Source organism: Thioclava sp. F34-6 (assembly GCF_002213235.1).
GTDB lineage: Bacteria > Pseudomonadota > Alphaproteobacteria > Rhodobacterales > Rhodobacteraceae > Thioclava > Thioclava nitratireducens.
Genome location: NZ_NBOA01000004.1, coordinates 61,540 through 85,426 on the forward strand (window position 1 = coordinate 61,540; position 23,887 = coordinate 85,426).

Annotated in this window: 26 protein-coding genes; 19 read left to right on the forward strand and 7 right to left on the reverse strand. The window is 64.4% G+C overall.

Features of this window, described 5'->3' with window-relative positions; translation table 11 throughout:
* The first annotated feature begins 18 nt into the window (after positions 1 to 18).
* Together B6V72_RS09200 and B6V72_RS09205 are read left to right on the forward strand one after the other, a co-directional pair.
* The gene (locus B6V72_RS09200) at positions 19 to 900 is read left to right on the forward strand and encodes a mechanosensitive ion channel domain-containing protein (RefSeq protein WP_075775392.1); all 882 of its coding nucleotides are present in this window, start codon (positions 19 to 21) and stop codon (positions 898 to 900) included.
* Positions 901 to 957: 57 nt separating this feature from the next.
* Positions 958 to 1,329: a 4a-hydroxytetrahydrobiopterin dehydratase gene (locus tag B6V72_RS09205; RefSeq protein WP_088723105.1), complete on the forward strand. Its 372-nt coding sequence runs from the start codon at positions 958 to 960 to the stop codon at positions 1,327 to 1,329.
* 54 nt (positions 1,330 to 1,383) lie between these two features.
* On the opposite strand, the gene B6V72_RS09210 is transcribed toward B6V72_RS09205, so the two are convergent.
* Positions 1,384 to 1,872 (reverse strand): peroxiredoxin, encoded by a 489-nt coding sequence (locus tag B6V72_RS09210; protein ID WP_075775390.1) that lies wholly within the window; start codon positions 1,870 to 1,872, stop codon positions 1,384 to 1,386.
* 82 nt (positions 1,873 to 1,954) lie between these two features.
* On the opposite strand from B6V72_RS09210, the gene B6V72_RS09215 reads away from it, so the two are divergent.
* The 3 genes from B6V72_RS09215 to B6V72_RS09225 are packed head-to-tail and all read left to right on the forward strand — an operon-like array spanning position 1,955 to position 4,379.
* Positions 1,955 to 3,154, forward strand: a complete 1,200-nt coding sequence (locus B6V72_RS09215) for an FAD-dependent oxidoreductase (protein WP_088735391.1) — start codon at positions 1,955 to 1,957, stop codon at positions 3,152 to 3,154.
* Positions 3,151 to 3,714, forward strand: coding sequence for a 16S rRNA (guanine(966)-N(2))-methyltransferase RsmD (gene rsmD, locus B6V72_RS09220; RefSeq protein WP_088723107.1), 564 nt, complete (start codon positions 3,151 to 3,153; stop codon positions 3,712 to 3,714). The genes B6V72_RS09215 and rsmD overlap by 4 nt, the downstream gene beginning before the upstream one ends.
* On the forward strand, positions 3,711 to 4,379 hold the full coding sequence (locus B6V72_RS09225; protein WP_240497709.1) for an HAD family phosphatase: 669 nt from the start codon (positions 3,711 to 3,713) through the stop codon (positions 4,377 to 4,379). Before rsmD ends, B6V72_RS09225 begins: the two co-directional genes overlap by 4 nt.
* Positions 4,380 to 4,520: 141 nt before the next feature.
* Here B6V72_RS09225 and map read toward each other — a convergent pair whose 3' ends face one another.
* Positions 4,521 to 5,330 (reverse strand): type I methionyl aminopeptidase, encoded by an 810-nt coding sequence (map, locus tag B6V72_RS09230; protein WP_075775386.1) that lies wholly within the window; start codon positions 5,328 to 5,330, stop codon positions 4,521 to 4,523.
* 117 nt (positions 5,331 to 5,447) lie between these two features.
* On the opposite strand from map, the gene B6V72_RS09235 reads away from it, so the two are divergent.
* The 3 genes from B6V72_RS09235 to B6V72_RS09245 are packed head-to-tail and all read left to right on the forward strand — an operon-like array spanning position 5,448 to position 7,851.
* Positions 5,448 to 6,176 carry a molybdopterin-binding protein gene (locus tag B6V72_RS09235; RefSeq protein ID WP_088735392.1) on the forward strand — a complete coding sequence of 243 codons (729 nt, stop codon included), beginning with the start codon at positions 5,448 to 5,450 and terminating at the stop codon, positions 6,174 to 6,176.
* A complete protein-coding gene (locus B6V72_RS09240) occupies positions 6,173 to 6,886 on the forward strand; it encodes a GNAT family N-acetyltransferase (RefSeq protein WP_075775384.1) in 714 nt (237 codons plus the stop codon). Before B6V72_RS09235 ends, B6V72_RS09240 begins: the two co-directional genes overlap by 4 nt.
* Positions 6,883 to 7,851 carry an OmpA family protein gene (locus tag B6V72_RS09245; protein ID WP_088735393.1) on the forward strand — a complete coding sequence of 323 codons (969 nt, stop codon included), beginning with the start codon at positions 6,883 to 6,885 and terminating at the stop codon, positions 7,849 to 7,851. Before B6V72_RS09240 ends, B6V72_RS09245 begins: the two co-directional genes overlap by 4 nt.
* Positions 7,852 to 7,893: 42 nt before the next feature.
* On the opposite strand, the gene B6V72_RS09250 is transcribed toward B6V72_RS09245, so the two are convergent.
* On the reverse strand, positions 7,894 to 8,799 hold the full coding sequence (locus B6V72_RS09250; protein WP_075775383.1) for a LysR family transcriptional regulator: 906 nt from the start codon (positions 8,797 to 8,799) through the stop codon (positions 7,894 to 7,896).
* Between the two features lie 225 nt (positions 8,800 to 9,024).
* Between B6V72_RS09250 and B6V72_RS09255 the strand changes: the two genes are divergently transcribed.
* Complete coding sequence (locus tag B6V72_RS09255; protein ID WP_088735394.1) at positions 9,025 to 11,040, forward strand: NADPH-dependent 2,4-dienoyl-CoA reductase; 2,016 nt, start codon at positions 9,025 to 9,027, stop codon at positions 11,038 to 11,040.
* Between the two features lie 120 nt (positions 11,041 to 11,160).
* Here B6V72_RS09255 and B6V72_RS09260 read toward each other — a convergent pair whose 3' ends face one another.
* From B6V72_RS09260 to gatC, 4 genes are read right to left on the reverse strand one after another with little or no spacing between them, the layout of a single operon-like run.
* Positions 11,161 to 11,850 (reverse strand): N-acetylmuramoyl-L-alanine amidase, encoded by a 690-nt coding sequence (locus B6V72_RS09260; protein WP_240497710.1) that lies wholly within the window; start codon positions 11,848 to 11,850, stop codon positions 11,161 to 11,163.
* On the reverse strand, positions 11,847 to 12,563 hold the full coding sequence (locus tag B6V72_RS09265) for a hypothetical protein (RefSeq protein ID WP_075775380.1): 717 nt from the start codon (positions 12,561 to 12,563) through the stop codon (positions 11,847 to 11,849). The genes B6V72_RS09260 and B6V72_RS09265 overlap by 4 nt, the downstream gene beginning before the upstream one ends.
* A 1-nt stretch (position 12,564) precedes the next feature.
* Complete coding sequence (gene gatA / locus B6V72_RS09270) at positions 12,565 to 14,043, reverse strand: Asp-tRNA(Asn)/Glu-tRNA(Gln) amidotransferase subunit GatA (protein WP_075775379.1); 1,479 nt, start codon at positions 14,041 to 14,043, stop codon at positions 12,565 to 12,567.
* A complete protein-coding gene (gene gatC / locus B6V72_RS09275; protein ID WP_075775378.1) occupies positions 14,040 to 14,327 on the reverse strand; it encodes an Asp-tRNA(Asn)/Glu-tRNA(Gln) amidotransferase subunit GatC in 288 nt (95 codons plus the stop codon). The genes gatA and gatC overlap by 4 nt, the downstream gene beginning before the upstream one ends.
* A 181-nt stretch (positions 14,328 to 14,508) precedes the next feature.
* On the opposite strand from gatC, the gene B6V72_RS09280 reads away from it, so the two are divergent.
* From B6V72_RS09280 to B6V72_RS09325, 10 genes are all read left to right on the forward strand, one after another.
* On the forward strand, positions 14,509 to 15,201 hold the full coding sequence (locus tag B6V72_RS09280) for a metal-dependent hydrolase (protein ID WP_075775377.1): 693 nt from the start codon (positions 14,509 to 14,511) through the stop codon (positions 15,199 to 15,201).
* Between the two features lie 87 nt (positions 15,202 to 15,288).
* Positions 15,289 to 15,657 (forward strand): MerR family DNA-binding transcriptional regulator, encoded by a 369-nt coding sequence (locus B6V72_RS09285; protein ID WP_075775376.1) that lies wholly within the window; start codon positions 15,289 to 15,291, stop codon positions 15,655 to 15,657.
* Between the two features lie 239 nt (positions 15,658 to 15,896).
* Entirely contained in the window at positions 15,897 to 16,292 is a 396-nt protein-coding gene (locus tag B6V72_RS09290; protein WP_075775375.1) for a MerR family DNA-binding transcriptional regulator, read from the forward strand.
* A gap of 26 nt (positions 16,293 to 16,318) precedes the next feature.
* Positions 16,319 to 18,094, forward strand: coding sequence for an acyl-CoA dehydrogenase C-terminal domain-containing protein (locus B6V72_RS09295; protein ID WP_075775374.1), 1,776 nt, complete (start codon positions 16,319 to 16,321; stop codon positions 18,092 to 18,094).
* 165 nt (positions 18,095 to 18,259) lie between these two features.
* On the forward strand, positions 18,260 to 18,619 hold the full coding sequence (locus B6V72_RS09300) for a DUF6404 family protein (protein WP_075775373.1): 360 nt from the start codon (positions 18,260 to 18,262) through the stop codon (positions 18,617 to 18,619).
* Between the two features lie 115 nt (positions 18,620 to 18,734).
* A complete protein-coding gene (locus tag B6V72_RS09305) occupies positions 18,735 to 18,947 on the forward strand; it encodes a hypothetical protein (protein ID WP_075775372.1) in 213 nt (70 codons plus the stop codon).
* Between the two features lie 16 nt (positions 18,948 to 18,963).
* Positions 18,964 to 19,500, forward strand: a complete 537-nt coding sequence (locus B6V72_RS09310; RefSeq protein ID WP_088723113.1) for a hypothetical protein — start codon at positions 18,964 to 18,966, stop codon at positions 19,498 to 19,500.
* A 194-nt stretch (positions 19,501 to 19,694) separates the two neighbouring features.
* The gene (locus B6V72_RS09315; RefSeq protein WP_088723114.1) at positions 19,695 to 20,321 is read left to right on the forward strand and encodes a glutathione S-transferase family protein; all 627 of its coding nucleotides are present in this window, start codon (positions 19,695 to 19,697) and stop codon (positions 20,319 to 20,321) included.
* A gap of 9 nt (positions 20,322 to 20,330) precedes the next feature.
* A complete protein-coding gene (locus B6V72_RS09320) occupies positions 20,331 to 21,542 on the forward strand; it encodes an acetyl-CoA C-acetyltransferase (RefSeq protein ID WP_075775369.1) in 1,212 nt (403 codons plus the stop codon).
* 11 nt (positions 21,543 to 21,553) lie between these two features.
* Positions 21,554 to 23,743: a 3-hydroxyacyl-CoA dehydrogenase NAD-binding domain-containing protein gene (locus B6V72_RS09325; protein WP_088735395.1), complete on the forward strand. Its 2,190-nt coding sequence runs from the start codon at positions 21,554 to 21,556 to the stop codon at positions 23,741 to 23,743.
* The last annotated feature ends 144 nt before the right edge of the window (positions 23,744 to 23,887 follow it).

Consider the following 23,887-nt stretch of genomic DNA (forward strand, 5'->3'; position numbering starts at 1 on the left):
GTATGACGGGAGCGATGAATGAATTTCAATGACCTGACCGATGTCAGCGCGTGGCTGACGCAGGATCGGATCGATGCGGCCATCATGGTTGCGGTGAATGTGGTGGCTGCGCTGGTGATCCTGCTGGTCGCAATGGCGATCTCGGCCTGGGCCAAACGGCGCATCGTGGCGCTGTCGCAGCGCTACAAGCGGCTGGACGACACGCTCTTCGGCTTCCTCGGGAACATGGTGAAATACCTGATCCTCGCGATCGGGGTGATCTTCATCCTAAACCGCTTCGGCATCCAGACCACGTCGCTGGCCGCCCTCGTCGGTGCTGCCGGTCTGGCCATCGGTCTCGCGCTGCAGGGCACGCTGTCGAACCTCGCCGCCGGGGTGATGATCATCCTGTTCCGCCCGTTCCGCCAAGGCGACTACATCGCCGCGGGCTCGGAAAGCGGCACGGTGACCGAGATTCAGCTCTTCTACACGGTCCTGACGACCTATGACGGCATCCAGATCATCGTGCCCAACAGCGACATCTGGTCGAGCGCGATCACCAATTACTCCGCCAATCCGACACGTATGATGGATCTGACGATCGGCGTCGCCTATGACGCGGATCTCAAGAAAACGCAGGAAGTGCTGGAGAAGATCTCGCTCTCCGATCCGCGCGCCCTGCCGGAGCCCGCGCCGGTGATCCGCGTGAAGCAGCTCGGCGACAGCTCGGTCGATTTTACCTTCCGTGTCTGGGCCACAACCGCCGACTTCTGGGGGCTTCAGGCGGAATATACCCGCAAGATCAAGGAGGAGTTCGACGCGAACGGCATCGGCATCCCCTTCCCTACGCGCACGCTCGAAGTGGTGCAGGTGCCGAAGATCGAAACCCGCAGCGTGACACGCGAAAGCGGCGCCGCTTGAACTGGCGGCCCGCTGCTGCAAGGCTGCGGGCCAGCTTAACGTATCAGGGAGTAAGCGATGACTTCGAAGCTCGAACCCGAGGAACGCAGGGCGCTGCTGAACGCGCTTGAAGATACCGGATGGCGCGCGGCCGATGGACAGGATGCCCTGATCAAGCGGCTCCTGTTCAAGGACTTCTCCGCCGCGTGGGGCTTCATGAGCCAAGCCGCGCTTTGCGCCGAAAAGATGGATCACCATCCCGACTGGCGCAACGTCTACAACAAGCTCGAGATCACGCTGACGACCCATGACTGCGGCGGCATCAGCGTGCTCGATATCGAGCTAGCCGGTGCGCTGGACTCGCTGGCCGAAGGCGTCGCCGAGGTCGATCGCGACATCGGACGCCCGTTGATGCGACTGGCCGAGCCGGTTCCGAAAGACGAAGACTGACGAAAAACGCCCGGCTCCTTGGCCGGGCGTTTTCCTTTGCATTTGGGCCGCGGATCAGATCTCCGCGAGAAGCCCTTCGCCTGCGGAGGCTTCACAGGTGCCGGGGCTTTCCTCGACATTCAGCTGCTTGACCACACCGTCCTCGACGAGCATCGCATAGCGCTTCGAGCGGTTGATGAGACCCGCGGGCGGCGCCGTGAAATCCATCTCGATCGCCTGCGTGAATGCGGCTTCCGGGTCGGCCAGCATGGTCAGCCCCGCCTCGGTCGCGCCCGTCGCCTCGCCCCACGACTTCATCACGAAGGGGTCGTTGACCGAGACGCAGATGATCTCATCCACGCCCTTCTCCGCAAATTGGTCCTTGGTGCGGATGAAGCTCGGCACATGGGCGGTCGTGCAGACGCCGGTATAGGCGCCCGGCACCGCGAAGATCACGATCTTGCGGCCCTTCATCTTGTCGCCAAGGCTCACGGGTTGCGGCCCTTCATCGCCCATCGCGAGGAGAGTCGCGCCAGGAAGAACGTCGCCGGTCGAAATAGTCATGAAAAGCTCCGATTTGTTCGCGTTGCACTTGTTCCGCCCGTCGATATAGGGTCATGCGCGAGCCGGGCCAGTGGAGAAAGATATGGGTGGAATAGTGATCGTCGGCGCGGGACAGGCCGCAGCCTCGATGGCCGCGAAACTGCGGGCACTGAAATATGACGGCACGATCACCGTGATCGGCGCAGAGCCGGTGCCCCCCTATCAACGCCCACCGCTGTCGAAAGCCTATCTGCTGGGCGAGATGGAGCTGGAGCGGCTGACCCTGCGCGCCCCGGACTGGTGGCAGGAAAACGACATTACGCTGCGGCTCGGCACCTCGGTCACCGCAATCGACACCGAGGCGCGGACGGTGACCCTGTCGGATGGCGAGACGCTGGATTATGCCGAACTGGCGCTCTGCACCGGGGCCACGCCGCGCCGCCTGCCCGCCGCGATTGGCGGCGATCTGGGCAATGTCTTCACCGTGCGCAACCTCGCCGATGTCGACCGGATGCAGCCCCTTTTCACCGCCGGCAAGCGGCTGGTCGTTATAGGCGGCGGCTATATCGGGCTCGAGGCGGCCGCGGTCGCGCGCAAGCTCGGCCTCGAGGTGACGCTGGTCGAGGCCGCACCACGCATCCTCGGCCGCGTCGCCTGCAAGGAGACCGCAGACGCGATCCGCGCGCTGCACAGCGAGCGCGGCGTGAAAATTCTCGAAGGGGTCGGCCTGACGCGACTGACCGGCGAGGGGACCGTCACCGGCGCGATCCTCGAGGACGGGCGCGAATTGCCCGCCGATTTCGTGATCGTGGGCATCGGCATCACCCCCGACGAGGAAGTCGCCCGCGAAGCCGGTATCCATTGCGAGAACGGCATCGCTGCCGACGAACAGGGCCGCACCTCCGCGCCCCATATCTGGGCGGCGGGGGATTGTGCCTCCTTCCCCGGCACAGAGGAGCGGATCCGCCTCGAATCCGTCGGCAACGCGATCGACATGGGCGAGCTGGTCGCCGAGAACATGCTGGGTGCAGGTCGTCCTTACGCCCCGAAAGCGTGGTTCTGGTCGGACCAGTTCGACGCGAAGCTGCAGATCGCCGGGCTCAATGCAGGCTACGACCGGGTCGTCACCCGCCGCGATGAGGGCAGCAGCTTCTGGTATTTCCGCGACGGCCGCCTGATCGCAGTGGACGCGATCAATGACGCGCGCGCCTACATGGTCGGCAAGCGCCTGATCGAAGCTGGCAAACCCGTCACGTCCGAGGCGGTCGAGACCACGGCAGAGCTGAAAGCCCTGATGAAATGAGAATTATCGGAGGCGCGAAACGCGGGCTGAAGCTGGCGGATGTGGGTGTAGGCGATATGGATGCCCATCTGCGCCCCACGACCGACCGCGTGCGGGAGTCGATCTTCAACCTGCTGACCAATGGCGGGCACGGCAATCCGGTGCCCGAGGCGCGGGTGCTTGACCTCTTCGCAGGTACCGGCGCACTGGGGCTGGAGGCGCTGTCGCGCGGCGCGGCTCGCGTGGCTTTCGTCGATGACGGCACCGCCGCCCGCGCGCTTCTGCGCCGCAACATCGAGGCTATGCGCGCGATGGGCGTGACGGATGTCTGGCGGCGCGATGCGACCAATATGGGCCCCAATCGCGGCCCCGGCTACGACCTCATCTTCCTCGATCCGCCCTACGGGATGGGCTTGGGCGAACGCGCCCTCGCCTCCTGTCTCGAGAATGGATGGATCGCTCCGGGTGCGATGATCGTTTGGGAGGAGAACACCGCGCCGATCCTGCCCGCCGCCCTCGAACAGCTCGACCAGCGTCGCTATGGCGACACGCTCGTAACTCTTGCCCGGATGCCCGAATGACGCAACACCACCCGATCCCGCACGCCGTCCTGTTCGATTGCGACGGGGTGCTCGTCGACAGCGAGCCCGCGACCTTCGATCTGATTCAGGAAGAATTCGGCCGCTACGGCGTGCACAAGACGATCTCCGAACTGGAAGACGCCTTCATCGGATCCACCATCGAGAACGTCTATCAATGGGGCCGCGAGCATGGGGCCGATCTGCCAGAGGGCTGGGTCGACAGCTATTACAAGGCGCTCTACGCGCGGTTGCGCGAGGGGACCGAGCTGATGCCCGGCATCCCGCGCCTTCTCGCGCGTCTCGATGCGGAAGGCATTCCCTTCGCGGTCGGCTCGAACGGCCGGAAAGCGAAGATGGAGGCGACACTGGGCCAGCACCCGGATATCCGCACGCGGCTGGAGGGGCTGCTGTTCTCGGGTCAGGACATGGGCATGCCAAAGCCAAAGCCCGATCTCTACATCCATGCCGCGCGCCATCTGGGCGCCGATCCGGCGGCCTGCGTGGTGATCGAAGACAGTCCTACCGGGGCGCGTGCGGCGAAAAACGCGGGGATGCGTTGTTTGGGCTACTCGCCGAAAGGCGACAATCCGCGGCTCGCGGCGGAAGGCGCAGAGCTCTTCACCGACATGCGTCAGGTGCCGCGGCTCATCGGCCTCGACCCCTGATCTTCGGCTTGGCTAAAATATCCCGGGGGGTGAGCCGGGATCAGCCGCCTTCCAGTGGAAGGACGCCCCGGCGAACGCCCGAAGCGCAAGCGCAGGGCTGGCGCAGCCAGCGGGGGCAGCGCCCCCACTAACTCCTGAACCTTAGCGCCAAGTCGGGTGGAAGCGCCCCGCCGGCGAGGTGGTGAAGATCTCGCAGCCATCGGCGGTCACACCCACCGAATGCTCGAACTGCGCCGACAGCGATTTATCCCGCGTCACGGCGGTCCAATCGTCGGCCAGAACCTTTGTCTCGGGGCGGCCGAGGTTCACCATGGGCTCGATCGTGAAGATCATGCCCTCTTCGAGCATCGCGCCGGTACCCGCGCGCCCGTAATGCAACACGTTCGGCGGCGCGTGGAACACCTTGCCCACGCCGTGACCGCAGAAATCGCGCACCACCGACATGCGGTTGCTTTCGACGAATTTCTGGATCGCGTGGCCGATATCGCCAAAGGTGTTGCCGGGCTTCACCTGCTCGATGCCGACCATGAGCGAGTCATGGGTGACCTGAATCAGACGCTCGGCCTTGCGGCTCAGGTTGCCCGCGACATACATGCGCGAACTGTCCCCGAACCAGCCGTCGAGGATCACGGTCACGTCGATATTGATGATATCGCCGTCCTTCAGCTTCTTGTCGCCCGGGATGCCGTGACAGACGACATGGTTCACCGAGATGCAGCTCGCGTGCTGATAGCCGCGATACCCGATGGTCGCCGAGGTCGCGCCCAACTCGCCCACGCGGCGTTCTATAAAGGCGTCGAGTGCTGCGGTCGTGACCCCCGGCTCCACCAGGTCGGCGACCTCGTCGAGGATCTGCGCCGTCACCTGCGAGGCGGCGCGCATTCCTGCAAAATCGCTCTGATCGTAGATCCGGATCCCGTCCTTCGTGGTGCGGCCCTGAGTATCGTCCAACGGTCTGCTCCTTAAGGGTTTCGGCCTTTAGATAGTCACAAAAGCGGGGCTTGGCCAGTGCCCGGGCTTTTCGCGCCCCGTTCCGCGCCCTATACCAAGTCGAAAGGAGCCTCACAGATGCCAAATCCCACCGCAGCGATCCTGATCATCGGCGATGAAATCCTCTCGGGGCGCACCCGCGAGGGAAACGCCCATTATCTGGCCGGACAGCTGGTCGAGCGCGGAATCACCTGCCGCGAGATCCGCGTGGTGCCGGACGACAATGACGTGATCGTTGCCGCGGTGCGGGAGCTTTCGGCAGCCCATGATCACCTTTTCACCAGTGGCGGGATCGGCCCGACCCATGACGATATCACCGCCGATGCGGTAGCCGAGGCGATGGGCGCCAAGCTCGACGTGCGCGAGGATGCCAAGGCGATCCTCGCCGCGCATTACGCCGCGCGCGACGCTGAGTTCACCTCCGCGCGCCTGCGCATGGCGCGGATCCCCGACGGGGCCGAGCTGATCGAGAACCCGGTCTCTGCCGCGCCGGGTTTCTCGCTGGGCAATGTCCATGTGATGGCGGGCGTGCCGAACATCTTTCAGGCGATGGTCGAAGGGCTTTTGCCGAAGCTCACCGGCGGCGCGCCGATGCTCTCGCGCAGCCTGCAGGTTCTGCGGGCGGAATCGTCGGTGGCCGATGATCTGCGCGCGCTGGCTGGCCGCTTCCCCGACCTTTCGATCGGTTCTTATCCTTTCGTTCAAGAAGGCCGCTACGGCACCAATCTCGTGCTGCGCGGCACCGATCCCGATCAGGTCGAGGCGGGCTTCGCCGCGCTGACGGCCGCCTTCCCGGAGGGCACATGATCGACGCCTACGCGATCATCGACGCGACCTGGCCAGCCGCCGAATATCGCCGTGCAGGCGGATTTCTGATCCGCGATGGGCAAGGCGGCGGATCGCGCGTCAGCTGCGCTACGCTGGAAGTCCCGCTGGAGCAGGCCGACATTCCCGCCGCCGAAGCTGCGCATCGCGCTTTGGGCCAGCGTCCGCGCTTCATGATCCGCGCGGGAGACGAGGCGCTCGACGCGGTTCTGGAGGCGCGCGGCTACGAAGCTTATGACCCGGTGCGGATCTGGTCGGCTCCGATCGCGGCGATGCAGGGCGAGGTGCCGCCCGTGACCGCTTTCGCCCATTGGCCGCCGCTGCAGATCGCCCGCGACCTCTGGACCGAGTTGGATGTCGGGCCCGAGCGGCAGGCGATCATGGACCGCGCAGAGGTGCCGAAAACCTGCGTTCTGGGCCGCAAGGACGACCGGGCCGCGGGCGTTGCCTATATCGCTCTCTACGAGGACGCGGCGATGCTCCACGCGCTCGCCGTTGCGCCGAAATACCGCCGCATGAGCCTCGCGCGCGAGATGATCTACGAGGGCGCTCGCTGGGCCGTTGAGGCCGGGGCAGAGCGGTTCGAGATGATCACGACGCTCGCCAATGACGCCTCGAACGCCCTCGCCGAGAGCTTCGGCATGGAAGTTCGCGCGCAGTATCACTATCGCCGCGCGCCGGAGGTGGCATGATCCGCCGCGCGCCACTCCTGCTGGCCAGTCTGCTCGCCGCCAGCCTGCCCCACGCCACATGCGCCGCCTCGTTAGATCTGACGTTGCCCGCCGGCGCCACCCAATCCGCGCAGGAAACGAGCCCCGCCACCAGCTACCAATTGGCGGTCGGTCCGTGGCAGGACGGCAAGCTCGAGACCCGCGATCTCGAGGGTGCGCGCTCCGACACGGCCTATCAGCTGCGGGCCAATCAGAATACGACGCTACAGATCCTCGCGCCGCTGCGCGATCAGCTCAAGCAGGCGGGCTACGACATCCTCTATGAGTGCGACACGCAGGCCTGCGGCGGCTTCGATTTTCGCTACGCGCTCGACCTGCTGTCCGAGCCCGCGATGCATGTCGATCTGGGCGATTTCCGCTACATCGCGGCGCGCAAGGATGCCGATTACCTTGGGATCACCGTCTCGCGGTCGTCCGAGTCGGGCTTCATTCAGGTGACCGAGCTGCGGGTGCAGGACGTCACCCCCGCTCGGCCCGACGACCCGCTCGGCGCGCCGCAAACCGCGCCGGTTCTGCCGCGCGCCGATGCCCCGGCCGTCGCCCCCTCCGCGCTTGCGCAGACGCTGGAGGCGCAGGGCTCGGTCGCGCTCGACGATCTCGACTTCCCATCGGGGGCATCCGCGCTCGGCGAGGGCGATTTCGCCTCGCTGCAGGCGCTGGCCGAGTTCCTCAAGGCCAACCCGGATTATCAGGTGATGCTGGTGGGTCATACCGATGCGGTCGGTTCGCTCGCGGCCAATATCGCGCTGTCGAAGAAACGCGCGCAATCGGCACGGCAAAAATTGATCGGCGATTACGGGGTGGCGGCGTCACAGGTCAGCGCCGAGGGGGCGGGCTTCCTCGCCCCGCGCGCAAGCAATCTGACCAAAGAGGGACGCGAGAAAAACAGACGGGTCGAAGCGGTTCTCACCTCGACCCGGAGTTAGCGCCAGCCGGCGGAATGGCCCGGCGCGGGAGGGAGTTCGGTCTCACCAGTTGTCGGGGCCCTTCTCGGCGAAGGTCTTGGCGAGGAAATCGATGAAAGCGCGCACTTTCGGCTGTGTGAAACGCCCCGGCGGATAGATTGCGTAGATGCCCAGCGTTTCCATCGGCAGATCGGGCATCGCTTCTTCCACGAGGCCCTCGCGCATCGCGTCGGCATAGAGGAACGAGGGCAGGTAAGCGATCCCGAGACCGGCCGTCGCGGCATGCAGCAGCGACTGACCGTCATTGACCGTCAGCCAGCCCGCCGAGCGGACCTGACGCCGTTCGCCCGAAGGCGCGGTCAACTTCCAGACATTGCCCGCCGACTGGTTCGAATAATGCAGCAGTTTGTGGTTGTTGAGATCGTCGATCCGCTCGGGGCGGCCGAATTTCTTGAAGTAGTCTGGCGAGGCGATCATCCGGCGCGAAGTCTCGGTCAGCTTGCGCGCGCGCAGGCTCGAATCCTCCAGTTCGCCGACGCGGATCGCCATGTCGAACCCTTCGGAAATAAGTTCGACGTAGCGGTTGTTCAGCACCATATTCACGGTGATTTCGGGGAATTCCTGCAGGAATTCGCCCAGAACGGGAGAGAGAAGGTTCACACCGAAATCGGTGGCGACCGAGATGCGCAGCAGCCCCGAGGGCGCCGTCTGCATCGACGTCACCAGCGCATCGGCCTCGCCCGCATCGTTGAGAACGCGACGCGCGCGGTCGTAATAAGCCAGCCCGATTTCCGTCGGCGAAACGCGACGCGTGGTGCGATTCAGAAGACGTGCGCCGAGGCGCGCCTCCAACGCCGAGACATGCTTCGACACAGCCGATTTGGAGATGCCCATCTTCTTGGCTGCATCGGTGAAGCCCCCCTGATCCACAACCGTGGCAAAGGCTTCCATTTCAGTCAGGCGATCCATCCCAAACACCCTTCGGCTTGTAATTTCTGTTTCTTATTTTCCGCTTATCGAGCCGAAATCGGGCGCAATTTAGACTTCGCGGCGACAATACGAGGGTAACAATGGGAGAGAATCCCGCAGGTTGGTGACCTCTGCGAAACGGTGGCGCTTTCGCTCTGACGCCGCGTTTGACGTGACAAGCCTGGCCTTGCGCCGCAGAGTGCGGGCCAAATCAGGGAGGGTTACATGAGCCAATATCCGCATATCTTCACGCCGCTCGATCTGGGCCACGTGACGCTGCCGAACCGCGTGCTGATGGGCTCGATGCACACCAATCTCGAAGAGCGCGGCGACTGGAATGCGGTGGCCGAGTTCTATGCCGAACGCGCGCGCGGCGGTGTCGCGCTGATGGTGACGGGCGGCATGGCCCCTAATAACGAAGGTGGCGTCTTTCCCGGCGCGGCGGGGCTGTTCACCCCCGAGGACATCGCGCATCACAAGATCATCACCGACCGCGTTCACGAAGCGGGCGGCCGCATCGCGATGCAAATCCTGCACGCCGGGCGCTATGCCTATGGCCCCGATTGCGTGGCGCCCTCTGCGATCAAGTCCCCGATCTCGCCTTTCCCGCCGAAAGAGCTCGACGAAGCCGGGATCGAGAAGCAGATCGCCGACATCGCCACCGCCGCCGCGCGCGCCCGCGAGGCGGGTTATGACGGCGTCGAGGTGATGGGCTCCGAGGGCTATTTCCTCAACCAGTTCCTCGTACGCCACACCAACAAGCGCGAAGACGGTTGGGGCGGCTCGTTCGAGAACCGGATGCGCCTGCCCGTCGAAGTGGTCAAGCGCGTGCGCGAAGCGGTCGGCCCCGATTTCATCGTGATCTTCCGCATCTCGCTGATCGACCTGATCCCCGACGGCTCGACTTGGGAAGAGGTCGTCACCCTCGCGAAAGCCGTCGAGGCAGCGGGCGCCACGATGCTCAACACCGGCATCGGCTGGCACGAGGCGCGGGTGCCGACCATCGTGACGTCGGTGCCGCGGGCGGCCTTCACCTGGCTCACCGGGCGGCTCAAGCCCGAGGTCTCGATCCCGGTCATCACGTCCAATCGCATCAACACGCCTGAAGTCGCCGAAGAGGTGCTGGGCGACGGCTGCGCCGACATGGTGTCGATGGCGCGCCCCTTCCTCGCCGATGCGGATTTCGTGGTGAAGGCGAAAGAGGGCCGCGCCGCCGAGATCGCACCCTGCATCGCCTGCAATCAGGCCTGTCTGGACCACACCTTCCAGGGCAAGGTCTCGAGCTGCCTCGTGAATCCGCGCGCCGCGCATGAGACCGAGATCGTCATCACCAAGACCGAGGCGCCGAAATCCATCGCCGTCGTCGGCGCGGGCCCGGCGGGCCTGTCTGCCGCGATCACCGCGGCCGAGCGTGGCCATGCCGTGACCCTGTTCGACCGCGCCTCGGAGCTCGGCGGGCAGCTGACCATGGCGCGCGCGATCCCCGGCAAGGAGGAATTCCACGGGCTCACCGACTGGTTCAAGACCATGATCGAGAAGACCGGCGTGACGGTGAAGCTGGAGACCGAGGCCACGCCCGATCTCCTCGCCCCCTTCGACGAGATCATCATCGCAACCGGCGTGCAGCCGCGCGACCCGGAAATCCCGATCGAGGGCGGGCAGGTCGTGAGTTACATCGACATCCTCAAGGGCCGCGTCACCGCCGGCAAGCGCGTCGCGGTGATCGGCGCGGGCGGCATCGGCTTCGACGTGGCCGAATTCCTGACGGTGACCGAAAGCCCGACGCTGGATCTGGAAGAGTGGAAGCGCGAATGGGGCGTCGGCGATCCGGCGCAGACGCCGGGCGGGTTGACGAAGCCCGAGCCCGAAGCCCCAGCCCGCGAAGTGACGCTGCTGCAGCGCAAGAAGGAAAAGCTCGGCCGCCGCCTCGGCAAGACCACGGGCTGGGTTCACCGCGCGGCGCTGCATATGAAGGACGTGAAAATGATCGGCGGCGTGAATTACGAGAAGATCACCGCCGAGGGGCTGCATGTCACTTTCGGTGAGGCGCGCGAGAACCCGACGCTGATCGAGGCCGATACGGTGGTGCTCTGCGCGGGCCAACTCTCGGACCGCTCGCTGGCCGATCAGCTGATCGCGGCGGGTCGCAGCCCGCATGTGATCGGCGGCGCGGATGTGGCGGCGGAACTCGACGCGAAACGCGCCATTGATCAGGGCACCCGGCTCGCCGCGGCGCTCTGATCAACTCTTCGGATTGGAAGAAATATCCCGGGGGGCTCGCATCGCGAGCGGGGGCAGAGCCCCCTCCGTCTTCAAATCTGTCGCCGTCCGGCGACCGGGGGGCAGAGCCCGCTCCCGGCCTCAGTTTGATCGCCACGCCCCGCCATCTGCGCCAAAGCGGCTCGCCAGATCGGCGACCAGCGCCATGTCCACCGCATCCAGCGGCCCCTCATGGCGCGGGCGGAAGCGCAGGCGGAAGGCTGGCAGGATCGTCGCGAGCGGCGCTTCCGGGTAGCCAAGGCTCGAGGCCAGTGCGAGGAAACTCTCGGGATCGACCGCGGGCGCAGCAGCGCCCCGCTCCGGCCAGATCGCCAGTCCCTGCCGCGCGAGGCGCTGCCAGTCGAAACGCGGGCCCGGGTCGATCTTGCGCTCGGGCGCGAAATCCGAATGGCCAATGACGTTCTCGGGTGCAATTTCCCAGCGGCGCATGATCTGCCGCAGCAGCTCTTCCAGTGACGCCATCAGCGGCTCGGGGAACGGACGATCGCCCTCGTTGTCCAGTTCGATACCGATCGAGCGCGAATTCACATCGCCCAGCCCCTGCCAGCTTCCCAAGCCCGCATGCCAGGCGCGCATCTCCTCTGGGACAAGCTGCTCGACCGAGCCATCACGCCCGATCAGCCAATGCGCGGAGACCTCCGCCTCGGGCAGGCAAAGGCGCGTCCGCGCGGCCTCGCAGGACCACATCGCGGTGTAATGGATAATGATCAGTTCCGGCACCGCCCCCTCGCGGCGCGGGCCGTAATTGGGCGAGGGCCAGTCGGCGCTCACTGACGCGCGGTCTGGAACGGCGTCGGATCCCAGTCGCAGGCGAAACCGTCGCCATCGGGATCGAGGTTCAGCCGGTCTTTCTGCGGCCCGCCTGCGGAGAGGAAGGCGCGTTGCGCCTGATCGGCAGAGACGTATTTCGCGCAGGCCTTGCTCGACGAGGTCAGCTTGATGCCCGAGCGCTTGTAGACCGAGTCGCCCGGACGGTTGGACACCGACAGCGCATAGGCAGCGAGGTTCGGCCCCGAGCTGTCCTGATTGCTGATCGTGTTCTGCGCGGGCGCGCTGCTCGACGCGGTGGTGTCGAAGTTCGGCGAGCTGGCCATGGTGCTGGAACCGGCAGTGCTGTTCGACGCGTCGGTCTCCTGCAGCGCGGCCATCGCATCTGCCCCGATCGCGGCGCCGCTATTGTCGCTGCTGTCGGAGCTGGAGGTCGAAGGATTGTCGCCGATGGTGCCGCCCGCATCGATGGTCGGTGCGGAAAGCGCGTTGGTCGTGCCGGGCGTCGCCGTGCCGGTCGCGTTCAGCGGCGCGCCGGGCGCATCGGGGTTGGTCGAGCCGTTGTCGGTCGGCAGGACGCTTTGTGCCGAGGGCGGCACGATGGGCTGGCCGCGCAGTTCGGCCTCGCGACGGGCTTCGGGGCCGCTGTCGGGGATCGAAGAGATACAGCCCGAGAGGGCCAGAACGCCGCCGAGGATCGCGAGTGCCTGTTTCATGTTACCACCATTTCTCCGGTTTGGCCGAGAAGCCCGCGGCCTGTTCGAGGACGTGGGCGTGGTTCAGCAGATCGCCCTCTTCCCAGGGCCGCCCGATGAGTTGCAGCCCCAGCGGAAGGCCCTTGCTGTCCAGCCCGCACGGCACCGAAACGCCGGGAAGGCCTGCAAGGTTCACCGTCACGGTGAACACATCCTGCATATACATCTCGACCGGATCGGCGCCGTCCATCTCGCCCAGACCGAAAGCGGCAGACGGGGTGGCAGGCGTCAGGATCGAATCGATGCCCTGCGCGAAAACTTCTTCGAAGTCGCGCTTGATCAAGGCGCGCACTTTCCGGGCGCGGTTGTAATAGGCGTCATAGAAGCCTGCCGACAACACATAGGTGCCGATCATCACGCGACGCTGCACCTCGGGGCCGAAGCCTTCGGCGCGGGTCTTCTCGTACATGTCGACGATGCCCTCGCCTGCCGCGAGCTTGGCGCGGTGGCCGTAGCGCACGCCATCATAGCGCGCGAGGTTCGACGAGGCTTCCGCGGGAGCCACGACGTAATAGGCGGGCAGCGCGTATTTCGTATGGGGCAGCGAGATATCGACGATCTCGGCCCCCGCATCTTTCATCATCGCGATGCCGTCGTCCCAGAGCTTCTGGATCTCGGCGGGCATACCATCGATGCGGTATTCTTTCGGGATACCAATCTTCTTGCCGCGAATGTCGCCGGTCAGCGCGGCCTCGAAATCCGGGACCGGAATATCGGCGGAGGTCGAATCCTTCGGATCGTGCGAGCACATCGTGCCAAGCATGATCGCCGCGTCGCGCACCGATTTGGTCATCGGACCCGCCTGATCAAGCGAAGAGGCGAAGGCCACCACACCCCAGCGAGAGACCCGGCCATAGGTCGGCTTGATGCCGACGATGCCGGTGAAGGCGGCGGGCTGGCGGATCGAGCCGCCGGTATCCGTGCCGGTCGCGGCAAGGCACAGGTCGGCAGCCACAGCCGCGGCCGAACCACCCGAAGACCCGCCCGGGGTCAGTTTCCGGTCATCGATCTTCCAGGGGTTCACCGCAGGGCCGTAGCAGGCGGTCTCGTTCGACGAGCCCATCGCGAATTCGTCCATCGACAGCTTGCCGAGCATCACCGCGCCCGCGTCCCACAGGTTCTGCGTGACGGTGGATTCGTATTCCGGCTTGAACCCGTCGAGGATGTTCGACGCGGCCTGCGTCGCCACACCCTTGGTCGCGAAAAGATCCTTGATCCCCAGCGGGATGCCGCACATCGCGGGCGCGTCGCCCGACTTGATGCGCGCATCGGCGGCCTTGGCCTGCTCCAGCGCGATCTCAGGGGTCTTGTGCACGTAGGCGTTCAGCGCGCCTGCGCCTTCGATTTCGCCCAGGCAGGCCTCGGTCAGCTCGACCGAAGTCACATCGCCCTTCTTGAGCGCATCGCGCGCGTCGGCAATCGTCAGTTTGTTCAGGCTCATTCGACCACCTTCGGCACGGCAAAGAAGCCCTCGCGGGCATCGGGGGCGTTCTTGAGGATTTTCTCGGGATAACCACCATCGGTCACCTCGTCGACGCGGCGCTTGAGGCGCATCGGCGTCACGGAGGTCATCGGCTCGACGCCCTCAACGTCGACCTCGTTGAGCTGCTCCATGAAGGTCAGGATGCTGGAGAGTTCCTGCGCGAGCTCGGGCAGATGGTCTTCGGGCACCCGGATCCGGGCCAGATGCGCCACTTTGCGGGCGGTGTCGATATCGATGGACATGTGCTTCTCCGCTTGTCTTGGAAGGCGGTTTAGCCCGAGCCACTGGGGCTTTCAAGCGCCGCGCCCCGGCATCGGCGCGCCCCTGCCCTGTCCCACGCGAATTTGCGCGCTAATCTTGGAACATGCGCAGGGCTTATACGTCACCCTGTCACAACCGAAGTGCCTAACGGAGGAAATCCATATGAAACTCATCTGGCTCGGCCATTCCGGCTTCCGCATCGAAACCGGCGACGCCGTGATCCTGCTCGATCCGTTCCTCACCGGCTCGCCGGTCTTTCCCGACGACAAGCGCGGCGAGGCGATCGAGGGTGCGACGCATCTGCTGCTGACCCACGGCCACGGCGATCACGCTTCGGACGCGGTGCCGATCGCGAAGGAACTGGATATCCCGATCTACTGCATCCACGAGCTGTCGATCATGCTCGGGGCCGAGGGGGCCGAGACGGTCGGTTTCGGCAAGGGCGGCACGGTCGATCTGGGCGGTGTGAAGGTCACGATGGTGAACGCGACCCATTCCGCCTCGGTCGATTACAAGGACGGCAACCCGGCCTATGCGGGCCAGCCCGCGGGCTTCATGATCGAGGCCGAGGGCCACACGATCTACGTCAGCGGCGATACCGACATCATGGCCGACATGGACTGGATGGGTGAACTGCACAATCCCGATATCGGCATCCTCGCGGCGGGCGGCCATTTCACGATGGACATGAAGCGCGCGGCCTGGGCGTCGAAGAAGTATTTCAACTTCAAGACGGTCATCCCCTGCCACTACAAGACCTTCGATGCGCTGGAGCAATCCGCGCAGGCGCTGATCGACGGTCTGCCGGGGGTGGATGTCATCGAACCAGAGATGCTCAAAGCGATCGAAATATAAGCTGCAGCCCGCCGGGCGAGGGCTGGCTTTGCTTGCAGCCTGAAGCCCGGCGCGCTAGCTTCTCGCCCGGATCGGGAGGCCGAATAGATGTCAGACTTACTGTCCTTCAAGGAGATGTGCGAGCGGTTCGACGTGACCCCGCGCACGCTGCGCTATTACGAGTATATCGAGCTTCTCAATCCCCAGAAGGAAGGCCGCTCGCGCTATTACGGCCCGCGCGAAATCGCGCGGATGACGTTGATCTTGCGCGGGCGTCGATTTGGCTTCTCGCTCGAGGAGTTGCGCCAATGGCTGCTGATCTATGATCAGCAAGGCACCGAAGAGCAGAACCGCGTCTGGGTCGAACTGGCCGACCGGCAGCTTGACGTGCTGACGCGACAACGCGAAGAATTGGACGCGGCAATCGACGACCTCCGACAATTGCGTGATCAGGTTCAGGACACTCTTGATTCTTGAGCCTGAAATGCATTCCTTAACGTCAGCGAGGTCGTGTGAACGCCTTGTGAGCTTGACGATTATGGCCAGTTTCGACGAAAGAAACTTGCTTTACCGTACGGTAAAAATTCCCTGACATTACGTCATTGGATTCGTGACGCCACGTTACGGTGACGCGAACGTAAAGAAGTCTTGTATTGTGACTGCGGACAGACGATCTGCCGCGTCGCATTACGCAAAGGAAACGCGAGGCAGAGAGTATGACCGACACAGTAATGACGATCCGCGAGATGTGCGATGCCTTCGAGGTGACCCCGCGCACCCTGCGGTTCTACGAAAGCAAGGAGTTGCTGTTTCCCATTCGCGAGGGACAGAAACGGCTGTTTACGCGGCGCGACCGCGCCCGGCTGAAACTGATCCTGCGCGGCAAACGTTTCGGGTTTTCGCTGGAGGATATCCGCCAGCTGCTGGACCTCTACGAGATGGGCGACAAGCAGAAGACGCAGCTGAACGAGACGATCAAGCTCGCACAGCAACGTCTGGAGGAAATGACGCGCCAACGCGAGGAACTGGGTCAGGCGATCGACGAACTGGCCAGTCAGATCGAGTGGGCGGAGAAGGAACTGGAGAAGGCGCGCCACGACGACGCGGCCTGATCCGCGACGACTAAAGGGAGCGAACCATGTCGAGCTTTATCGCCAACACCAAAGACATGCAGTTTGTGCTGCATGACCTGCTCAAGGTTTCGGATTCGGACGTGCCGGGTTACGAAGAAATGGACCGCGACTTCACCGAAGCCGTTCTCGACGCTGCGGGCAAGGTCTCGTCGGAGGTGCTGGCCCCGCTGAACGAGGTGGGCGACAAGGAAGGCTGCGTGCTCGAAAACGGCGTGGTCCGCACGCCCAAAGGGTTCGACAAGGCGTTCGAGGCGATGAAAGAGGGCGGCTGGACCGCGCTCGACTGCGATCCTGAATTCGGCGGTCAGGGCATGCCCTACCTGCTGAACTGCGCGGTGGGCGAGATGTTCGTCTCGGCCAACATGGCCTTCAACATGTACCAGGGCCTGACCCACGGCGCCTATTCGGCGATCCACACCCACGGCACGGACGAGCAGAAGCAGACCTATCTGCCGAAGATGGTCACCTGCGACTGGACCGGCACGATGAACCTGACGGAGCCCCATTGCGGCACCGATCTGGGTCTCATGCGCACCAAGGCCGAGCCGCAGGATGATGGCTCCTACGCGATCACCGGCACCAAGATCTTCATCTCGGCGGGCGATCACGACCTGTCGGATAACGTGATCCACCTCGTGCTGGCGAAAGCGCCGGGCGGTGGCGAAGGCACCAAGGGCGTCTCGCTCTTTATCGTGCCGAAATTCCTCGTCAACGAGGACGGCTCGCTGGGCGAGCGCAACTCGCTCTCGGTCGGCAAGCTCGAAGAGAAGATGGGCATCCACGGCAACGCGACCTGCGTCATGAACTACGACGGCGCGAAGGGCTGGCTGCTGGGCGATCTCCACAAGGGGATGCGCGCGATGTTCACCATGATGAACGAAGCGCGTCTCGGCGTCGGCCTTCAGGGCTATGCCGTGGCCGAAGCCGCCTATCAGGAAGCCGTGGCTTACGCGAAGGACCGCATTCAGGGTCGCGACGTGACCGGCGTGAAAGCGCCCGAGAAGGCCGCCGATCCGATCATCGTGCACCCGGACGTGCGCCGGATGCTGATGGACCAGAAGAGCTTCGTAGAGGGCGCCCGCGCCTTCACCTTCTGGGGCGCGCATCTGATCGACCGCTCCCATGGGCTCAACGACGCCGAAGCCGAAGGTCTGATCTCGCTGATGACCCCGGTCATCAAGGGCTTCCTTACCGACAAGGGCTTCGAGACCGCCGTCTCCGCGCAGCAGGTCTTCGGTGGCCACGGCTATACCGAGGACTGGCCGATGTCGCAGCATGTGCGCGACGCGCGCATCGCGATGATCTACGAGGGCGCCAACGGCATTCAGGCACTCGACCTCGTGGGCCGCAAGCTCGCAGCCGACGGTGGCAAGCACGTCATGGCCTTCTTCGAGATGGTCAAGGCAGAGTGCAAGTCGCATGACGACGATGAGCGGATGAAGCCCTTCACCGATGCGCTGAAGAACGCCTCCAAGCAGCTTCAGACCGCGGGCATGTTCTTCATGCAGAACGGCATGAAAAACCCGAACGCGGCGCTGTCGGGCAGCTATGACTTCATGCACCTGATGGGCCACGTCTGCCTCGGCCTGATGTGGACGCGGATGGCGAAAGCCGCCTTCACCGCGCTCGACAACGGGGCGTCGGACACTGCCTTCTACGAAGGCAAGATCGCGACGGGCCGCTACTACATGGCGCGTCAGCTTCCCGCCTGCGCCATGCATCTGGCGCGGATCGAGAGCGGTGCGGACCCGGTCATGGCGCTGACCGACGACCAGTTCTGAGACGAACGGATCAAACGAAAATGAACGGCGGGCCTCGGCCCGCCGTTTCAATTTTCGATCACCGCCATGTCAGGCGAAGTGTAGCGCCGGGCGATTGTTTTGCGGCCATGCAAGTCTAACCTCGGAATCTCAACCGAGACACGATTCCCGCCGAGCCCCGCCGCCATGTATCTCAATAACGCAGAAACCCACCGCCGATACGATGCCGCGCTCGCAGAGCTGCGGGCGCGGGGCGTGTTCCGCTCGACCCGCCCTTCCATGGGCGCGCGGGTACTGCATTGGCTGGGCTTCGAGCCGCGCCCGATTCCCTATCTCGACTGGAAGCAGAACCTGCTGATCTTCGGCGCCGGGTTCGCGGTGGCGCAGCTCCTCGTGGATCATCTGCTGAGCGCGACGGAGGGCATGTCCTACGCGCCGCATCTGGTAACGCTGGTGATCTCGGCGCTCGCCTTCGGGGCGCTGATGGCGCTGTGGCAGATCCACCGCAAGAACAAGCTCGGGCTGAGCGATTGGGACGACCTCTAGGCGCGGTCCCGATGCTTGGCTTCGGAGCACGGGCGGTCTGGCCAGCGCGCAGGTTTCTTCCTAAGCTGCGCGCAACCTGACGCGCCTTCCCGCGCTACATTGCCCCGGAGCCTGAATGCCCAAACGACTGCGCCTGACCCGTCGCTTTCCCGTCGCCATGACCAATGACGCCTATCGCAGCCTCAACCGCTTCGCGCAGGAGGCGGAAATCACGCCCGACGAGGCGCTGACCTTCCTGTTCGAGCATTTCAACTCCGTCACCCACGAGGAAAATCTCAACCACCGCCTGCGGCTGTTCAAGGCCGAGCTTGGCGAGCGCAAAGCCTGATTTCGAAAGGACATCCATGACCCGCCTGTCTCTCGCTTTCGCTGTCGCATCCCTTGCCGTCTCGGCCCTGCCCGCCTTTGCCTTCGACTCCGCCGACCGCAACGCTGTCACGCAGGAGGTCGCGGGCTTCACCAAGGCGGTGGAAGAGAAGGACTACTCGGTCTTCTTCGACACGGTGCCGCCGAAGATGATGCAGGCCATCGCGGATCAGACGGGCGTACCGAAAGAACAGCTCGAAGAGATCATGCGCAAGCAGATCAACGACGCGATGGCCTCGGTCACGATCGACGAGTTCGAGATGAACACCAACGAAATGAAAACCGGCGAGACGTCTTCGGGCCGGGCCTATGCGCAGATTCCGACATCGACGGTGATGGAGGTGCCCGATATGGGCAAGGTGCGCTCGACCAATACCACGCTGGCGCTGCAGGATGGCGAGGAATGGTATCTTGTGCGCATCGACAGCCCGGCGCAGATCGCGGTATTGCGCAAGGTGTATCCCGATTTCGAAGGAATCGAGTTTCCCAAGGGAACGATGCAGGCGGTGCGCTAACCGCGCCGCTCCTCTCGCTTTTTCCGTGCTTTCCGTTCACGTCCGTTCACCTCTCGCAACGGAACGTCACCCTCTCCCTCGCGTTGGACGCAACGTCGTGATCGAATGACGTTGCGGCGGAATGCCCACGAGGGGCTTACGTTCGCGTCACTTAGGGGCCAGATTGGCATCGTGATCAGGGAGGACCGCAACGAATGGCGGCACAACTTTATTGCTTCGGAGAGTCGGGGAACGCTTACAAGGCGGCGCTGACGATGGAATTGGCGGGCTACGACTGGGAGCCGGTCTATGTCGATTTCTTCAACGGCGAGGCGCGCAGCGCCGAATACCAGGCGCTGAACGAAATGGCCGAGGCGCCCGTCTTCAAAGAGGGCGACCTGACCCTGTCGCAATCCTGCGTCATCCAACTTCACATCGCGGAGCAGACCGGCAAATTCCTCGCCGAGGACCGCAACGAAATGCTGCGCTGGATGTTCTGGGATGCGCAGAAAGGCTCGGGCCAGCAAGGCGGGTTGCGCTTCCTGATGAACTTCCTGCCCGAAGAGAAGCGTCCGCAAGAAGCGATCGGCTGGCTCAAGGGCCGCGTGCTGACCGCGATCAAGACGCTGGAGAAACATATGGAGGGTCGCGACTGGGTCGTCGGCGACCAGCCCAGCTTGGCCGATTTCGCCTGCTGCGGCTATCTCTACTACCCCGAGCCCTTTGGGTTCGACCGCAAGGAATTCCCCAATATCGACCGTTGGCTGGATGGCATTGCCGCCCTGCCCGGTTGGAAACACCCCTATGATTTGATGCCCGGCAATCCTTCCGACCGGGCGTGAGGAGGAACCATGACGGAAGCCTATATCTATGACGCAGCCCGCACTCCGCGGGGCAAGGGCCGCAAGGACGGCTCCTTGCACGAGGTCAGCTCGGTCGCGCTGTCCGCGCGGCTGCTGAACGCGGTGGCCGAGCGCAACAACCTCGAAGGCCATGCGGTCGAGGACGTAATCTGGGGCAACGCGACCCAGGTGATGGAGCAGGGCGGCTGCCTTGCGCGCTCGGCGGTGCTTCTGTCGGATCTCGACGAGCGCATCCCGGGCCTGTCGATCAACCGCTTCTGCGCCTCGGGCATGGAAGCGGTGAACCTCGCCGCGAACCAGGTGCGCGGCGGCGCGGGCATGGGCTATATCGCAGGCGGCGTCGAGATGATGGGCCGTGTCGCGATGGGCTCGGACGGCGCGGCAATCGCCGTGGACCCGTCGCTCGCGATGAAGACCTATTTCGTCCCGCAGGGCATTTCGGCCGATATCATCGCCACCGAATACGGCTTTAGCCGCGAAGACGTCGACGCGCTCGGCGTGGAATCGCAGCGCCGTGCGGCGGAGGCGATCAAGGAAAACCGTTTCGCAAAATCCATCGTGCCGGTGAAGGACCAGAACGGTTTGACCATTCTCGAGCAGGACGAATTCCCGCGTCCGGGCACGACGATGGAATCGCTCGGCAGCCTGAAGCCGTCCTTCAAGGAAATGGGCGAGGTCATGCCCGGCTTCGACAAGGTCGCGATGCTGAAATACCCGCACCTCGATCACATCAACCACGTCCATCACGCCGGCAACTCCTCGGGCATCGTGGACGGGGCCGCCGCCGTGCTGATCGGCAACAAGGAATTCGGTGAGGCGCATGGCCTCAAGCCGCGCGCGCGCATCCGCGCCACCGCGAAGATCGGCACCGATCCGACGATCATGCTGACCGGCCCGGTGCCCGTGACCGAAAAGATCCTCGCCGATTCGGGCATGTCGATCTCCGACATCGACCTGTTCGAGGTGAACGAGGCGTTTGCTGCGGTCGTGCTGCGCTTCATGCAGGCCTTCCAGGTCGACGCATCGAAGGTCAACGTCAACGGCGGCGCGATCGCGCTTGGCCACCCGCTCGGCGCCACCGGCGCGATCATCATCGGCACACTGCTGGACGAGCTCGAACGCCGCGACCTGAACACCGGTCTGGCCACGCTCTGCGTTGCGTCCGGCATGGGCGCCGCGACCATCATCGAGCGCGTGTGAGGGAGGAACAAATGGCTGATTTCAAATACGAACTTGGCAGCGACGGCGTTGCCGTCATCACTTGGGACGTGCCCGAGAAGTCGATGAACGTGATGAGCATGGAGGGCTTCGCGCTTCTCGACAGCTTCATCGACAAGGCGCTGGCGGATGACGCCGTGAAGGGTGTCGTGATTACCTCCGGCAAGCCCGATTTCGCGGGCGGCATGGACCTCAACGTCATCGCGCAGATGCGCGAAGGCGGCGCTCAGGCGATCTTCGACGGGGTCATGCAGATGCACCATGTCCTGCGCAAGATCGAGCGCGCCGGCATGGACCCGAAGACCAACAAGGGCGGCAAGCCGATCGCGACCGCGATCCCCGGCACCGCGCTCGGCATCGGTCTGGAACTGCCGCTGTCGACGCACCGCACTTTTGTCGCTGACAACCCGAAGGCCAAGATCGGCCTGCCCGAGATCATGGTCGGTATCTTCCCCGGCGGCGGCGGCACCACCCGCGTCTCGCGCAAGCTCGGCGCGATGGCGGCGGCGCCCTTCCTGCTGGAAGGCAAGCTCTCGGACCCCAAGAAGGCGAAAGCTGCGGGCCTGATCGACGAGGTCGTCGAGGATCCGCTAGCCGCCGCGAAGGAATGGGTTTTGGCCGCGAAAGACGCCGATCTGGTCAAACCGTGGGACGCGAAGGGCTTCAAGATGCCCGGCGGCGCACCCTATCACCCGGCGGGCTTCATGACCTTCGTCGGTGCTTCCGCGATGGTGCATGGCAAGACCGCGGGCATCTATCCGGCGGCCAAGGCGCTTCTGTCGGCGGTCTATGAAGGCGCGCTCGTGCCCTTCGATCAGGCGATCAAGATCGAGGCGCGCTGGTTCACCAACGTTCTGCTGAACCCGTCGTCGACCTCGATGATCCGTTCGCTCTTCATCAACAAGGGCGCGCTGGAGAAGGGCGCGAACCGTCCCGACGTGTCGGACCAGAGGGTGAAGAAGGTCGGCATCCTCGGCGCGGGCATGATGGGCGCAGGCATTGCCTATGTCTCAGCCAAGGCCGGTATCGAAGTCGTGCTGATCGACAACAGCCAAGAGGCCGCCGATCGCGGCAAGTCCTATTCCGAAGGCATCCTCGACAAGGGCATCTCGCGCAAGAAGGTCACCGAAGAGGGCAAGGCCAAGACGCTCGGCCTGATCAACGCGACCACCGATTACGCCGCGCTGGAAGGCTGCGACCTGATCGTGGAAGCGGTGTTCGAAGATCCGGGCGTCAAAGCCGAGGTCACCAAGAAAGCCGAAGCCGTCATCCCGCAGGATGCGATCTTCGCGACCAACACCTCGACCCTGCCGATCACCGAGTTGGCCAAGGCCAGCGCACGCCCCGAGCAGTTCATCGGCATCCACTTCTTCTCGCCCGTCGACAAGATGATGCTGGTCGAGATCATCAAGGGTGCCGAAACCGGTCCTGTGGCCGTGGCCAAGGCGCTCGACTTCGTGCGCCAGATCCGCAAGACGCCGATCGTGGTGAACGACGCGCGCTTCTTCTACGCCAACCGCTGCATCATCCCCTATATCAACGAGGGGATTCGCATGGTGGCCGAAGGGGTGAACCCGACGCTGGTGGAACACGCCGCGACTATGGTCGGCATGCCGCTCGGACCGCTGCAGCTGGTAGACGAGACCTCGATCGACCTCGGCGTGAAGATCGCGAAGGCCACCAAGGCGGCGATGGGCGATGCCTATCCCGATGAGGCGGTCGATGACGTGCTGTTCTGGATGGCCGACGAAGGCCGGATGGGCCGCAAGTCGAACGCGGGCTTCTACGACTATGACGACAAGGGCAAACGCCAAGGCCTCTGGGATGGGCTCGACGCCAAGTTCCCGCGCGCCGACGAGCAGCCCGACGTGCATCACGTGCAGCATCGCCTCCTGATGGCGCAGGTGCTGGAAGCCGTGCGCGCCTTTGAGCAGGGCGTGCTGGAAGACATCCGCGAGGGTGACGTGGGCGCGATCCTCGGCTGGGGCTTCGCCCCGTGGTCGGGTGGCCCGTTCTCGTGGCTCGACATCCTCGGCGCCGGCAAGGCGGTGGAGATCTGCGAGGCGCTCACCGCGCAATACGGTCCGCGCTTCGAAGCCCCCGCCCTGCTGCGCGACATCGCAGCCAAGGGTGACACCTTCTATGGTCGTTTCGGCGACGGTCAGGCCGCGAAAGCCGCCTGATCCGACGGCGCCAGAAAACCAGAACGCCGGGACCGAAAGGCCCCGGCGTTTTTCTATGCGCGCGCCTTCCTCTGCGCCGAAGCGTTCGCCTATTCCCGGGCAAAGGAAAACGCCGCACCCTGGTCTGGGGGTGCGGCGTTCGGC